This window comes from Streptomyces silvisoli, from assembly GCF_029269905.1.
Taxonomy (GTDB): domain Bacteria; phylum Actinomycetota; class Actinomycetes; order Streptomycetales; family Streptomycetaceae; genus Streptantibioticus_A; species Streptantibioticus_A silvisoli_A.
Window position 1 is genome coordinate 73,840 of record NZ_JARJBC010000022.1, and the last position, 13,667, is coordinate 87,506.

The following is a 13,667-nucleotide window of genomic DNA, read 5'->3' on the forward strand; positions in this document are numbered from 1 at the left end:
GACGGCTCCCGTCGTCTGTGACGGGCCGCGCCGAAGGCTAGGCCTCCTTCGCCTGCCGGGGAACCCGCTCCAGCAAGCCGCGCAGGTCATCGGCGTGTTCTTCCTCCTGAGCCAGCAGTTCTTCGAAGACCCGTCGGGTTGTCGGGTCGCCAGTGCCAAGCCACTGGATGATCTCGGTGTACGAGGCCACGGCCACGCGTTCCGCCACCAGGTCCTCCCTGAGCATGTCGACCAGATCCATGCTGGCGTCGTACTCGGCGTGAGAACGCTTGGTGAGCGTGTCCGGGTTGAAGTCGGGCTCGCCTCCGAGCTGCACGATGCGCTGCGCCAGCTTGTCCGCGTGCTGCTGCTCCTCGTTGGCGTGCTCCAGGAACTCCGCCGCCACCGGCTCCGCCAGCAGGCCGCTGGCGGTGTAGTAGTGCCGCTTGTACCGCAGCGTACAAACGATCTCCGTGGCCAGCGCCTCGTTCAGCACACGCAGAACGCGCTCCAGGTCGGCTCCGTAGGCATCCGTCACGGGGCCCTTGTCGATCTCCCTGCGAGCCCGCTCGCGGATGGTCTCGATGTCGGTGAGGAACTCGGCCACGGCCGCAACCGCCTTTCGCGTTACTGGACACGTCCCACTCAACGCCCGACGCGTCAAGGAAGACTTCTTGCGTCGCACGCTTACCCGCCGCGTGGCGGGACATGACCGCCTTCACCCGACGGCGTTGATGACGTGCGCACGTCCATGGGGCTGCCGAGCGGAGCGGTGTCCGGTGTCGTCCCCCAGGCTGCGGGCAGGCGCCCCACATGGGACACACAAGCATCGAAAGGGAAACCAAGTTCGAGGAGGTCGTACCCTCCCGACTGGCCGATCTGGCGGACCGCCTCACCCGGCTTCCAGGCGTGGCGCGAGTGGCACCGGCACCGGCGGAGGAGTTCGACGCGGTCTACTACGACACAGCGGACCTCGCCCTGCTCTCGGCGGACTGCACGCTGTCGCGCAGGAGCGGCGGGGACGACGCCGGTTGGCAGCTGAAGGCGCCCGCGCCGGGTGGCGGCCACAGCGAGTTGAAGGCGCCCGTTGACTCCCACGGGTCGGACGAGCCGCCGGAGGAGCTGGCGCGCCACCTCCGGGCCCGGGTTCGGGGGCGCCTGCTGACACCCGTCGCCCATCTGCGCACACACCGTGCGCGGTGGTCGCTTCTGGACGAGGAGGACCGGGTGCTGGCCGAGGTGGCGAGGGATGACATCGCCGCCCAGGTGCTCGGCGGTGAGCGGATCCGCGCAGCCCTCGCCGGGCTGATGCGACCGGACACCGCCGCCGCGGGCCGTGGAGCCGTCGCGCAGTTGACGAGTTGGTCCGAGGTCGCGGTCGAACTGCGCGAGGGTGCCCCGTCGCTGACGCCCGAGATCCGCAAGCGGCTGCGATCGGCCGGGCTCCGTACCGCCGCCCAGCCCTGCGAGCTCCGCCGCGCCCTGTCCGCGGCCGACCTGTCCCCCGGCACACGCGCAGCACGTACGGCACCTGGCTCGGCCGGGGAGGCGGTCATGACGCGGCTGTGCCAGCAGGTGGAGGTGCTGCTCGCCACGGACCCGGCCGTGCGTGCCGACGCGCCCGACGCGGTACACCGAATGCGAGTGGCTGTGCGTAGGCTGCGTGCCGTTCTCAAGTCACACCGGCGCCTGTTCAAGCCGGGGAGCACGCGAGCGCTTGAACGTGAACTGCGTTGGCTCGGCGCACAGTTGGGGCGAGCCAGGGATCACGAGGTGCTGGCCGGACTTCTGCGACGAGCCGCGGCGGACGTGGCGCGTGATCCGCGGATGCCGTCGGCGAACGGGCTGGCGGGCCGGATCGCGGGATACGAGGCCGCTGCGTACCGACGCGCCTGGCGGCAGGCCTGCGAGAAGCTGGACCGCGAGCGCTACTTCGCGCTGCTCGACGCACTGGAGAAGTGGCTGGCCGATCCCCCCTTCACGCGGAGGGCCGGAAAGAGCGCTCGGGGACAGCTGAAGAAGGCAGTCCGCCGCGACCACCGCAGGTTCGTCTCGCGTACCCGCAAGGCACTGTCCATGCCGGACGGGCCGGAACGCGAGAAGGCCCTGCACGGCGCTCGAAAGGCGGCGCGGCGGCTGCGCTACAGCGCGGAGACCGCCCGACCGGTGTTCGGCAAGTCCGCCAAGCGACTCGCCAAGCGGGCCAAGGCGGTTCAGAACGTGCTGGGCGCGTACCAGGACGCCGTCGTCGCCCGGGCCGCGCTGCCCGGCCTCGCCGATCAGGAGCACGGCGCGGGTCGCGGCACGTTCCTGTTCGGGGTGCTCCACTGCCATCAACTGCGCGAGGCGGAAAAGCAGTTGGCGCGGCTGCCCAAGCTGTGGCGCAGGGCCGCCAAGCCGAAGTCCCTTCGACTGCGGTGACGGCCGCGGGCGGCGGGAGACCGCCCACGGCGGTGGCGGAGGCACGGCCCTGGGCCTGGCAGGGTTCGCCCGACCAGGCCTGCTCCGCCAAGTGCCGTGCCGCTACCCCTAGCGGTGGGGGGTATGTCCGAACATGGGAACAGCCAACTCCGCAACAAGCCATGCGAAAAACAGGGCGACGGCCACCACGAGAACCGCGGTCGTCACAGTGACAGGATGGCGGATAACAGGCCTCTTCACGGCTTCCTCCGTCCTTCGTCCGGGCCGGCGTTCATAGCCGATCTTGTGGCTCACTCCTCCCCACGGAATCGCGGCCTATCCCTGTGAAGCCGCCAAAGGCGAACCCTGGCGGTCGGCGTTCCAAACGTCCGCCAAGGCAGCAGCGCCGCGACACGAGCCCATGCCAGCGAACAAAACCGCGCAGATTCGATGGCAGGGCGATCAACAATCAGAGAAGGAATGACACCGAGACGGCCGCCAGTTCACACTTCCCGTCACATTGTGAATCCTCTGTGGATGACCGGCGGAGGGTTGGTACGACTACTGCCCTGACGCACGACATCGGTCACACGTGCTGCGCACTTACGTTCGCATACCAACGATCAAGGGCGGTGAGCGAGATCAGCGGGACGATTCGCTGGCGCCACACCGAGGCATGCCGTCCTTCGGCTTCACCAGAGGCGGCTGACCAGACATGACACTGCTCGAAAGGCGCTCAGCGGACTTCGCACCCTCCAGTGCTGTGGTGCCCCGCTCCACCACCTCGGCGAAGATCGTGGTGGCCGGTGGCTTCGGGGTGGGCAAGACCACGTTCGTCGGATCCGTCTCGGAGATCAGCCCGCTGCGCAGTGAGGCCGTGCTGACCTCCGCCTCGGCGGGGATCGACGACCTGACCCACGCGCCGGAGAAGACCACGACGACCGTGGCGATGGACTTCGGCCGCCTCACCCTCGACGACGACCTGGTGCTGTACCTGTTCGGTACGCCCGGCCAGGACCGCTTCTGGTTCATGTGGGACGACCTGATGCGCGGCGCGATCGGCGCGGTGGTCCTGGTGGACACCCGGCGGCTGGCCGACTGCTTCCCGGCCATCGACTACTTCGAGAACTCCGGACTGCCCTTCGTCATCGCGCTCAACGGGTTCGACGGCCACCAACCCTACGCCCCTGACGAGGTACGAGAGGCGCTGCAGATCAGCCACGAGGCACCCGTCATGAGCACCGACGCACGCCAGCGCCAGGAAGCCAAGAACACACTCATCGCCCTCATGGAACACGCCCTGCTCACCCGACTGCGCTAGCGCGCCCTGACGGCCCGCGCGGCATCGGATGCTTCGACCACCAATCCGCGATAGACACAGGGAAGACTCGTGCCCGGAATCGAAGAGTGCCTGTCCGACGCGATGACGCTGCCGGGCGCGCGCGGCGCCGCCATCGTCGACTGGAGCAGCGGACTCGCCCTCGGCACCGCCGGGGACGCGCCAGGTGGCGAACACGAGGTAACCGCCGTGGAAGCGGCGGAACTTGCCCGGTTGGCCACCGAGCAGACGGCCTTTCGACCACCGGTGGACGCCGCAGCGGAGGTGCGCTGCGCCAGCCCCTTCGTGGAGGACGTCATCGTCACAACACGTACGGACTTCCACGTACTGCGGTTCATCGAGACCAGCTTTGACGGCAGTGTCTTCCTGCACCTGTGGCTTGACCGCCACGAGGGCAACCTGGCCCTGGCCCGCTTACGCCTTCGGAGCCTGGCGACGGAGTTGGTGCTGGTATGACGTCCAGTACGACTGCGAGCCTGTTACGGCTCGCGGCAGAACGCGCCACCGGCGCCCTGATGGGTAGGGCTGGAACGCTGTTTCTCGTGGACGGCGCGGTGGTGCACGCCGAGAGCCCGGCCGCCACCGGAGTCGACGTCCTGCTGACCACCGGCGGGCGGCTCGCCTATGACAGCTGGCAAGCCGCGGTCGATCAGGCCGGGGCACGTCGCAGCGTCGGCCGCTTCCTGGCGGACAGCGGTCTACTGGCCGTCGGCGAGCTGGAGATATGCCACTTATCCGCACTCTTCGACGCCAGCTACTTCGTTCTGAGCGATAAGGGCGCCACACGCTTCCGCCACGGCGCCGAGCACTGGTTCGGTCCACTACGTCCCGTGCGCGCGAGCCTGGTCGAACGGGAGAGCCGGCGCTGCAGACAACTGCTGGAGAACCTGTGGCCCTTTCCGCAGGTGGACACCGAACCCGTGATGCCACGCCGGGTCGCCGAGTCTCCCGCGCTCAGCCACCGTTCACGTCAAGTGCTCGACCTCGCGAACGGCGAGCTCACCGCCAGCCGCATCGCTCAACTACTGGGCCGCCCCGCGTTCCACGTCCTGGTCGACGTACGGCGGCTGGCCGCCATGGGGCTGGTCGACACGCCGTCCGCCACACCGCCGCGTCCCGTCGCCCCTGTGGGGCCCTGGACCGCCGATACCCCGGTCGATCCCGATGTGGAGTTGCTGCGCCGGGTCCGCGACGCCTTGGAGGCAAGACTGTGAAACGTGGTTGCGTCCGTTCGATGTCCGCGGCGTCATGAGGCGCCTGTCGCGTCAAAGCGCCGAAGGGAAGCAGCACTTGACGGTGCCAGCAGCAGTGAGCGACGAGCTGCGCAGCCTGAGAGCGCGGGTACCGCACCTCACCGGGGCGCTGGTAGCGAGCGTCGACGGGTTCGTACTGGCCCGTGACGCGGCCACCTCCGAGGCGGAGGGCATCGCCGCGCTGACCGCTGTCGCCCTCGGGGTGGGGATACGACTCGCCGAGGTGACAGGGCAAGGCGGCTTCCGTGAACTGCTGGTGCGAGGTGAGCAGGGCTACGTCGCCACCTACGCGGCCGGAGCCTCGGCCGTGGTGACGGTACTGGCGCAAGCAAGCGTCAACGTCGGCCGACTCCATCTGGAGGCGCGCCGCTCCACCGTCCGCGTGGCGGAACTGGTCGACGCCGCACTCGCCCAGTCAGACAAGCCCTGATGCGCCGTCAACCCACCGGGGGCTCGCGGCAGTCAACGCGGCTGCCTCGGAAGTATCAGGGGCATCTGCCAACGAAAGGAAGATCCCGCAACATGGCCAGTAACATCGAACCCATTCTGAAGGACGCGATGACCTCCATCGAGGGCGCAATCGGCGTGGCGCTCGTGGACTACACAAGCGGTATGGCGCTGGGCACCATCGGCGGCGGCAAGGACCTGGACCTGACCGTCGCCGCCGCCGGCAACACGGACGTGGTCCGAGCCAAGGTCCGCACGATGGAGATGCTCGGCCTCAAGGACGAGATCGAGGACATCCTCATCACCCTGGGCACCCAGTACCACCTCATCCGGCTGCTGAACAAGCGGCAGGGCCAGGGCATGTTCCTGTACCTGGCCCTGGACAAGGCACGTGCCAACCTGGCGATGGCCCGACACCAACTGAAGGGCTACGAGGGCGAGTTGGAAGTCTGACGCACAGCGGGAGATCGCCGCCGCGGCCCCTTGGACCGCGATACGGCGTCCCTCTCTCCGCCAGCCCGCCACCGGTGATGCCCGGTGGCCGCCAGGCGGTGTCAGACGGCAGGAAAGCGAAGGTCTGGCACCGCCGCGATGCGGAAGGGAACGGATCCGTGCGCGGATTCCAGCCCGCCTGGGGCGAGTTCAAGGGGCGGGAACAGGCGGCAGCAGGTCACGGGACAGCCGCTCAGGTGTCTTCCGGGTCATTGGCGTCGTGGACGAGCAACGCGATCTGGACGCGGTTGTTGAGACCGAGCTGGGCGAGAATCCGGGACACGTGTGCCTTCACTGTGGGAAGTGCCATGTGCAGCTTCTGGGAGATCTGTGCGTTGGAGTGCCCTTGTCCGATCGCCCGGGCCACTTCCCGCTCGCGTTCGGTCAGTGGTGCCAGGCGGGCCCGCGCGGTGGCGGCTCGGTCGTCCTGCCCGCTGTCGTTCGCGACTTGGCGCATGAGTTGGCGGGTGACCGCAGGGTCGTAGCCAAGCAGGCGGACGGGTCGTCAACTCCGCTGCATCGGGAGCCGTTTCGAGGACGGCGATGGTTGGGGAGAACGCCGTGATCGGCGTGCTGTGAGCGGCGTGGGGAACCTGGAACCCCAGGCCGTCGACACGCACCAGGGCGCTGGGCAGCCGACCTAGGGTAGGCGGCCGTCAATGGCGTCGGACGAGGCCGTAGTCGGCTGTACAGGTGTGCTGCTTATCGGTACCCGCGGACCGGCGGGGGCCGGCCCTGGAGAGGTGCTGGCGCGGGTCAGAGGCGGCACCGAGACCTTCCTCGCCTGGTCCGCCGAGCCCCTGCCGAAGGGGGCGACCGTGCTCGTAGTCGAGTCCCGTGGCACGCGCCAGGTCGACGTCATCGAGTGGGCCGATCCGTTGGACGCGTTCGTCGGCGATGCCGACGCCGGGCACGGCAAGTTCGTGCTCCCGATCTTCCGTAAGACCCGCTTCCTGACGCTGGCGTTGCGCGAGGCGGAGGTCGCCGAGACCTGCGTGACCCGGCAGGGCATCGCGCTGACCGTGCGCGCCGTGATCGCCTTCAAGGTCGGCAACGACACCGAGAGCATCGTCAACGTGGGCCAGCGGTTCCTCTCCGACCAGGACCAGATGTCGGTGCTGACCGGCCGGATCTTCGCGGGTCACCTACGCTCCATCATCGGCTCAATGACGGTCGAGGAGATCGTCACCGAGCGGCAGAAGCTCGCCATCGAGGTGCTGGAGACCTCAATGGCGGAGATGGCGAAGATCGGTCTGATCGTCGACTCGTTGCAGATCCAGTCGATTGACGACGGCGACACCGGCTACATCGAGGCGATGTCCGCTCCGCACAAGGCGGACATTCAGCGGCAGGCCCAGATCGCCCAGGCACAGGCCACGCAGCAGTCGGTCGAGGCGCAGCAGGAGGTGGCGCGCAACCAGGCGGAGTACGCCCGGCAGACCGCCGTGGTGCAGGCGCAGTACAGCGCCGAGGTGGACCGCGCGCAGGCCCAGGCCGCGCAGGCCGGGCCGCTGGGGTCGACCGACAACCGCGGCGACAAGGGCGGTGGCCCGGCCGACGCCCGGTAGCGGGATCAGGCACGCGGAGCCCTACCGGATTTCCGGCGCTGAGGTGAAAGCTCCCGCCGGTGATCGTCAGGCTGCGGGATGTGGGGCGGTGGTGACGTCGTAGCCGAGTTACTGGGTGGCAGTCCGCTGCGGTTGGGTCAAGATGAACGCCCCGCATTTGCACCGGAGTTGGCGCGGACTGCCACCGCCACCCCCACAGAGATCTCATCGCACACAGTTTGACCGCGACTGGTCGTCGTCCGGCAGTACCCTCAGCTGCGCTTCGAAGCGGTAGCCCCCACTCGTGCCTTGGTCGGTGCCAAAGCCGAAGTGCACGGGGTACAGGCCTGGTTTCGTGCCGCACAGTACGGTCACGTCCGCGGTGAAGGAGTGTGTCAGCTGCTCCAGGGAGGGGTGTTCGGCCTCTCGCCGGGTGTGCGGAGTTGCCTCGGTCAAGGCGGTCCGCGCACTGAACGCGGGGGAAGTGATCACATCTCCGACCGCCGCGGTGGCGTTGACGCCCAGCGCGATATGGGCGCGACCGCCTGGTCGTACCGGCTCCATGGGACGCAGCAGCGGCCAGAGGCCTTCGGCGGTGTAGGGGGAAGGGTGCTCGCAGGCCGCGTTGCGATCGCCCGGCTGTATCCGCACCTTGGCCCACACGGCTGAGTCGCGATGCTCCCCGAGCAGATAGACGGGGTAGGTCCCCGGCTGGATGTCGCAGCGCACCGTGGCTGCTGCGGCATAGCTGGTCTTGGCGTTGTGGAGGGTCACCGGTTCGGTGAAGGCCGGGGAGCGGACAGTGTCGTCCTGGTGTACGACGCCGTCGTTGGTGGATACCAACAGCGTGTCGCCGGGGCGTGTTTCGCGTGGCTGGACGGTGCCTTCTTCAGGCCAGAGATAGGGGTAGTCGAGGTCGGTCGGCGACGCCGAAGGCAAGGTTGCGACGGGCGCGGATAAGGGGCTGGCCGCGGCGAGGGAAAGAACGACGGCGGTCATCGCCGTCACCGCGGCGACGGTGCGGAAGAGGGCCATGGGATCGAATCCTTCGCTTTCGTAGGTCCGGATGAGGCGGCATCTGGAGGTCAGCGCGCGCATGCTGTGCCTAGCTTGTCAACGTCCTCGCCCCACCGTCCCGCGCTCACACGAGCACAAAGGCGGCGGGGCGTTGCCAGCGCATCGTCCCTACCAACCCCAGGGAGCCGCCACCATGTGCCGCACCACCCACCCCCTCTCCGCCGCCGCTGCCACCGTCACACTTGCCGCCTGCCTGTCCGCCTGGGCATCCAGCCCCCACCCCACCCAGCCGACACCGACATCCCCCACCACCGCCCCCGGAGCATCGAAGTCCGCAAGCGAAGCAGACCTGTTAACCGCAGCACGCTTGAGCGCCCATCACGCCACGTTCGCCCACGCCACCCGCTCCGGCGACACCCACTGGTCCATCACCAAGGTCCACTTCCCCTCCGGCCACTACACTCTGCGCACCTCCTGCGTTGGCAACGGCAGCGTGACAGCAACCGCCACCGGCAGCCCGCCCTGGAACGTCCAATGCGTCACCGGGCAGATCTCGGTCGATGAAGTCACCCAGCCTTCGGGCGACCAGCCGGTCGACTTCTCCTTCACGACAACGGCCGGGGTGCGTTTCGCAGTCGTCGCCATCGGCTAACGCGGCTACCAGGACAGCAGCCGGTTCCGTACCGCTCCGACGCATCGACAACTGCTCGGGTGCCGTGGTGAGTTCTGCGGCCGACGAACTCACCACGACAAGGACTTCGCACGGCTCACAGGGTGAACGGAAATGCGGGGCCGTGACAGACACCGCACCGGTCACCCGAGGTCGATCAGTTCAGCCCCAGGCTGGACTCGGCGGTCGTCCAGTCGTTGGCGATCGCCTGCCGGGCTTCGTCCAACGTGACTGTGTCGTTGCAGACCGCCCTCTTCAAATCGTTCTCCACCTTGTCCTTGTCGGCCGAAGTGCCCCCTCCTGCGTCGTACCGAGGCTCGGGCCACAAGTTGTTCGGGTCCTTGGGCGCGCCGCCGAGTTCCAGCGGGACGAGGTGGTCCTCCTCGTAGTCGGCGGTGGAGGTGTCGCTGTACCCGTAAGCCGCGATCTGCTGCACCTTGAGCCTGTTGGTGTACGAGGCGGGCGGCCGAACTGTGGACGTCCAGCCCGACACGCATATGGTGGAGTCGATGGTGTCCTGCGTGACGTCGGGATTGTATGCGCCCGGCGTACAGGACGGATCAGGCAGCGGCAGGTAGGACTGTGAGCAGGACGCAGTGGAGGCCTGCGCGGGGCGGGCACCGTAACCGACACCCGCGGATACCAGCGTCAAGGCGCAGGCGAACAGGGCGAGTTGATGTATTCGTGTCATGTGGGGGGATCTCTTCCACGAAGGTTCCGACCTCGGCGCCGGAAGTTGTGCACATGACACACTCGAAGGGGCTACGCGGGCAGACTCCGGGGCGTGAATTCCCTGCGACCGCCCCGCATCGGCGAAGCCAACACCCCGTACGGGAATAAACCACGGTGGGAGACGCTGTGCCGGGGCGAACTTCAGACGCACGGCACCGCCATGTGCTCCAAAGGCTTGCGAGCGGCCGGATAGCCCCAATTTTGAACGCCAGTTCGTGGGAGCCTCCCCCCGGCGTGGGCCTGCCGCAGCACTACCTTGGTGGCGGCCACGACACCCTGCTCGGGCTGGCTCAACTGTGCCTTGCTGCTCGCCGAATGGCCGAGCCGGTCCAGTTCTGGCTCTTCAGTCTGCCTCTGCGCGCCCCGATGACCACGCTCGTCCGGCTCGCGAAGCTCCGCTGGCGCATCGAGCACGACTATCGATACATGAGAGAGGCCCTGGGGCTTGCCTACATCGCAACCTCTACATCAACGTAGGGCCCTCAAGAAGCCACGCGCCCACCCGGCCGCCTGTCCGCATCCGGCAGGGGCCGGCCCCGTGTAGATCAAGGGACACACAACGGCTCCGCCGCCCGTGGACGAGTACACCGGCATGGCGAACCTCCAAGAGGCCTTCTACATCCTGCCAATCGGCGAGCACAACGGCGTCGCCATCCCAGAAGGGCCCGGCTGGGTCACCGTCACACCCGGCGGCAGCGTAACGATCGTAGCCGCCACCGAGTGGGACGCCTTGAAGATCACATTCGCTGTCTACGGCGAAGAACCTGAGCCCCTGCCCGGCGAATGGACCCACACCGAAGAATTCGCCTTCACCGCCAACGTCCACCCCGCCGCCTACACCAGCGGCACCTCCACCTCCCGCATGTTCGAAAACCCCCTGCCGCCCCAGTACTTCTTCGCCCGCGAAGGGGAACCCCGTACCACTGGAACGCCCGGCTCCACGTCGCCGCCTACGAAGTCGAGGGACACGCTTTCCAGTTCTGGCCCCGCGGCTGACAGCTCCCACGCCCGAGAACGCGCCCGTCACGCCGTCCGGCTCGGCTCCCACACCCCCATGTCCGGCAGCGTCACCACTCGCCGTCCGCCGCAACCGGGCCGGCCATCGCTCCCCACGGCTGGGCTGGCCGGCGGTCTGGCCGAGCCGTCGGCAACGTCACCAGCGGTCGATGCCCATGGTCCGCGCCGCGTCGTGGATCGCCACGTAGTGGTAGGTCGACATGCCCGACCTCTTCACCGGAACGTTTCGGTCCTTGGCCCGGAACTCGTCCCGCGAGCAGGCCAGCAGGGTGGTGCCGTACCTGACCGGCACGTCGCGCGTGCCGTGGATGGGGTGCGACTTGGCTGCGGTCTCACTGCCAGCCCTTGCCAGGATGCTTCGGGCCTGGTTGTACGCGGCCGCACTGATCGTGTTCGGGTTCGCCGCCAGACGGGCGCCCGTCGCGTGGTCGCCGACGGTGTCCGACGCGGCAGAACGCGCGTTCAGCCTGCAAAATACCCTCGCCGCCTGGCCGCTCTTGGCAGTGGTGGCGCCCGCGGGCGAGACGGCTACAGCGAGGGCTGCCGCTGCGACCACAGCGGCGAGTCCCGCGCGAATGGCTACCTTCATGACTGCAAGTCCTTTCTGGTCGAGATACGAGTCCCTGGCGATTGTGCGTTCACGTCCCGGCAGACGGGGGCCGAACGCACAAGAGCGTTTGGCGAAACGCCTCGTTGGAGCTAAACAGCGAACGCGGCTTCGAGCGGACCGCCGCGACAGTAAGCGTCCTCCACTGAGGGGCGCACCGACCCACCCGACGCACCTCGCCACCCCGATGCCACCCCGCGACCGGAAAGCAGCTATCCCGGCCCGGCGACAAGCCCCGATCCTGATCACGTACATGCCAACGACACGAAGGAGCAAGATGGCGCGACACCACCGCCGCAGCTACCGACGCAAAGACGGTACATTCGTTCGAGGCGCCAACGTCCGCGGCCGGAACCCCAAAACCGGCTGCCAGATGTGGATGATCGGAATGATCGGAATAGCCGCAGGAGTAGCAATCACCCGGCGGGCAGGGCATCGCCCCTGACCCGACACGCACCGGCCCGCACAGCGGGCCGATGTGCCACCGTCGCCCTACCGCACCCCACACGATCCGCCGATCCGGCGCTCCCATCCGTGTCACGGCGGGTAGTGCTCTTCAACAAAGCATTACGGACATACCCTCATGGTGTGAACCTGCGCATGGACTGGTCATGGGAAGCAGATGGCATCGCGGGAGCCGAATTCGCGACCGTCGACGACGCCGTAACCACTCTCGCCCGCCACCTGGACCGAGCGGCAGCCCACTTCGGCACCGAGCGACAGACACGAGTAGCACAGGCGTGCCTGGCTCCAATGAGCGCCTACATGTGCACCGACGGAGTCCGTGCACTCACCCAGGGCCGCGAATGGACGCACGAATGCGGGGGACTACGTGTGACACTGACCCCCGTCGAGGACCCGAAGGTCTGACGCGACCACACCAGGCGGACGGGCCGCTACGCCGAGCTACCCGTCGTCCAGCACCAGGCTGACCAGGGCTAACCTAAGGACTGTCCGGCGGGTCACGGACGGGCCAGATCGCTGCCAAACTTCAGTAACTCCGTGCGCTCTCGGCCGTCCGCATCCTGCCGAATCACGCAGTCCTCGCCTCGCCGAGCGCCAAGTCCCGGTACGGCAAGTCCACCGCAGGGCTGTCCAGCAGGTCGAGCTGTGTCTCGACCTGCCCCACCAGCTCAGTCGCTGCGGCGGCGTCGGTGCTCAGGACCTCGACCTCCACGAACGACCCGACCCCGGCCACGGTGTCGACCGCGACCACGACTTCGCGGTACGCCGCATGCCGGTAGACCGTGCGGCACTTCTCCACCCGCACGAGTTGCCGCATCCCGACGCACTCCAGCAACTGCTCCGCCGCTGCGGCCTGCCCCGGGCCGAGGACTACGTTCGTCTCCGGCTTCGAGATCACGTGCGTCGCGCCGTGAGTCTCCTCGTCTGACGGCGGCTTGTACGTCAGCTCTGCGGACTCGCCGCGGCGCCGCACCCTGAGACACTCGATCGTCTCCAGGTAGTTCACATCGGAGCGCGAGTAATACGTGTCGACCTCCGCCACCGGCGGCCCGGCCTCCCAGCCCAGATCGGCCAACAGCCCCGCCAAACGCTCCCCGCCGTCGGGAAGCTGCCGCTTGCGCTCCACCTCGATCAGCTTCATCCGGTCTCTCCGATCAGTTGGTTCGGTTCACTCCGGCGCCCTGCCCCCGTAGCTCGAATAATGGCCCTGGAAGGCCACAGTGATCGTGCCGGTGGCGCCGCCGGTTCCTACCGACGATCAAGTCCGCCTCGCCCGCCCGCGGGGACCCCTTCTCGTAGGCGCTCTCGCGGTGCAGCAGAATGACCATGTCGGCATCCTGCTCAATGGATCCCGCCTCACACAGGTCCGACACCATGGGCCGCTTGCCCGCTCGCTGCTCCGGCCCACGGTTCAACTGTGCCAGGGAACTTGGCGCGGATGTCGGCCAGCGTCAGGTTCAGCGACTCGTCGAGGAACAGCGGCGCCGAACTGATCTTCGGTATCCGATGGACTGTCTATCCGCGCCCAATCGTCATCGTCCATGTGCCCCGAGCGCCTGAGGTGGACACCGACCCAAGAAGCCCACCGTGACCAGCGACAGCAAAGGCCGACTGCTGCAGACCGGGGTGCGATCCGTCCCGGCCGCATGCACGACCACACCGCCGACCCTTGCGGTCAGGTCCAGACCCTCCGCCCCGGTCC

At 68.0% G+C, this 13,667-nt stretch carries 13 protein-coding genes and 5 pseudogenes; 11 read left to right on the plus strand and 7 right to left on the minus strand.

The genetic code is table 11. The annotated features are described in order from the left end of the window. Positions 1-37: 37 nt before the first annotated feature. The gene (locus P3G67_RS28335) at positions 38-586 is read right to left on the minus strand and encodes a ferritin-like domain-containing protein (RefSeq protein WP_276096024.1); all 549 of its coding nucleotides are present in this window, start codon (positions 584-586) and stop codon (positions 38-40) included. A 206-nt stretch (positions 587-792) separates the two neighbouring features. On the opposite strand from P3G67_RS28335, the gene P3G67_RS28340 reads away from it, so the two are divergent. The 6 genes from P3G67_RS28340 (at position 793) to P3G67_RS28365 (ending at position 5,871) form a co-directional block, all read left to right on the plus strand. Further along, on the plus strand, positions 793-2,400 hold the full coding sequence (locus P3G67_RS28340) for a CYTH and CHAD domain-containing protein (RefSeq protein ID WP_276096025.1): 1,608 nt from the start codon (positions 793-795) through the stop codon (positions 2,398-2,400). A gap of 694 nt (positions 2,401-3,094) precedes the next feature. Continuing rightward, a complete protein-coding gene (locus tag P3G67_RS28345) occupies positions 3,095-3,700 on the plus strand; it encodes a GTP-binding protein (RefSeq protein WP_391858372.1) in 606 nt (201 codons plus the stop codon). A gap of 69 nt (positions 3,701-3,769) precedes the next feature. Further along, the gene (locus P3G67_RS28350) at positions 3,770-4,174 is read left to right on the plus strand and encodes a hypothetical protein (RefSeq protein WP_276096027.1); all 405 of its coding nucleotides are present in this window, start codon (positions 3,770-3,772) and stop codon (positions 4,172-4,174) included. Then, positions 4,171-4,932: a transcriptional regulator gene (locus P3G67_RS28355; protein ID WP_276096028.1), complete on the plus strand. Its 762-nt coding sequence runs from the start codon at positions 4,171-4,173 to the stop codon at positions 4,930-4,932. Before P3G67_RS28350 ends, P3G67_RS28355 begins: the two co-directional genes overlap by 4 nt. Positions 4,933-4,966: 34 nt before the next feature. After that, on the plus strand, positions 4,967-5,401 hold the full coding sequence (locus P3G67_RS28360) for a roadblock/LC7 domain-containing protein (protein WP_276096029.1): 435 nt from the start codon (positions 4,967-4,969) through the stop codon (positions 5,399-5,401). 92 nt (positions 5,402-5,493) lie between these two features. After that, on the plus strand, positions 5,494-5,871 hold the full coding sequence (locus P3G67_RS28365) for a hypothetical protein (protein WP_269857636.1): 378 nt from the start codon (positions 5,494-5,496) through the stop codon (positions 5,869-5,871). 232 nt (positions 5,872-6,103) lie between these two features. On the opposite strand, the pseudogene P3G67_RS28370 reads toward P3G67_RS28365, so the two are convergent. Continuing rightward, positions 6,104-6,388, minus strand: a pseudogene (locus P3G67_RS28370) (response regulator transcription factor); the annotation flags it as partial. 181 nt (positions 6,389-6,569) lie between these two features. Between P3G67_RS28370 and P3G67_RS28375 the strand changes: the two are divergent. Next, a pseudogene (locus tag P3G67_RS28375) lies at positions 6,570-6,821 on the plus strand (hypothetical protein); the annotation flags it as partial. Between the two features lie 12 nt (positions 6,822-6,833). After that, positions 6,834-7,424, plus strand: a pseudogene (locus P3G67_RS28380) (flotillin family protein); the annotation flags it as partial. 258 nt (positions 7,425-7,682) lie between these two features. On the opposite strand, the gene P3G67_RS28385 reads toward P3G67_RS28380, so the two are convergent. After that, positions 7,683-8,555, minus strand: coding sequence for a hypothetical protein (locus P3G67_RS28385; protein ID WP_276096030.1), 873 nt, complete (start codon positions 8,553-8,555; stop codon positions 7,683-7,685). 286 nt (positions 8,556-8,841) lie between these two features. Between P3G67_RS28385 and P3G67_RS28390 the strand changes: the two genes are divergently transcribed. Continuing rightward, a complete protein-coding gene (locus tag P3G67_RS28390; RefSeq protein ID WP_276096031.1) occupies positions 8,842-9,126 on the plus strand; it encodes a hypothetical protein in 285 nt (94 codons plus the stop codon). Between the two features lie 175 nt (positions 9,127-9,301). On the opposite strand, the gene P3G67_RS28395 is transcribed toward P3G67_RS28390, so the two are convergent. Continuing rightward, positions 9,302-9,835: a hypothetical protein gene (locus P3G67_RS28395; RefSeq protein WP_276096032.1), complete on the minus strand. Its 534-nt coding sequence runs from the start codon at positions 9,833-9,835 to the stop codon at positions 9,302-9,304. A 362-nt stretch (positions 9,836-10,197) separates the two neighbouring features. Between P3G67_RS28395 and P3G67_RS28400 the strand changes: the two are divergent. Next, positions 10,198-10,344: pseudogene (locus P3G67_RS28400) on the plus strand (IS701 family transposase); the annotation flags it as partial. 685 nt (positions 10,345-11,029) lie between these two features. On the opposite strand, the gene P3G67_RS28405 reads toward P3G67_RS28400, so the two are convergent. After that, entirely contained in the window at positions 11,030-11,482 is a 453-nt protein-coding gene (locus tag P3G67_RS28405) for a hypothetical protein (protein ID WP_276096033.1), read from the minus strand. A 606-nt stretch (positions 11,483-12,088) separates the two neighbouring features. Between P3G67_RS28405 and P3G67_RS28410 the strand changes: the two genes are divergently transcribed. Next, positions 12,089-12,370: a hypothetical protein gene (locus P3G67_RS28410; protein WP_276096034.1), complete on the plus strand. Its 282-nt coding sequence runs from the start codon at positions 12,089-12,091 to the stop codon at positions 12,368-12,370. A gap of 163 nt (positions 12,371-12,533) precedes the next feature. Here P3G67_RS28410 and P3G67_RS28415 read toward each other — a convergent pair whose 3' ends face one another. Continuing rightward, positions 12,534-13,106: a class IV adenylate cyclase gene (locus tag P3G67_RS28415; RefSeq protein ID WP_276096035.1), complete on the minus strand. Its 573-nt coding sequence runs from the start codon at positions 13,104-13,106 to the stop codon at positions 12,534-12,536. A 27-nt stretch (positions 13,107-13,133) separates the two neighbouring features. Next, positions 13,134-13,538: pseudogene (locus P3G67_RS28420) on the minus strand (DnaB-like helicase C-terminal domain-containing protein); the annotation flags it as partial. Between the last annotated feature and the right edge of the window lie 129 nt (positions 13,539-13,667).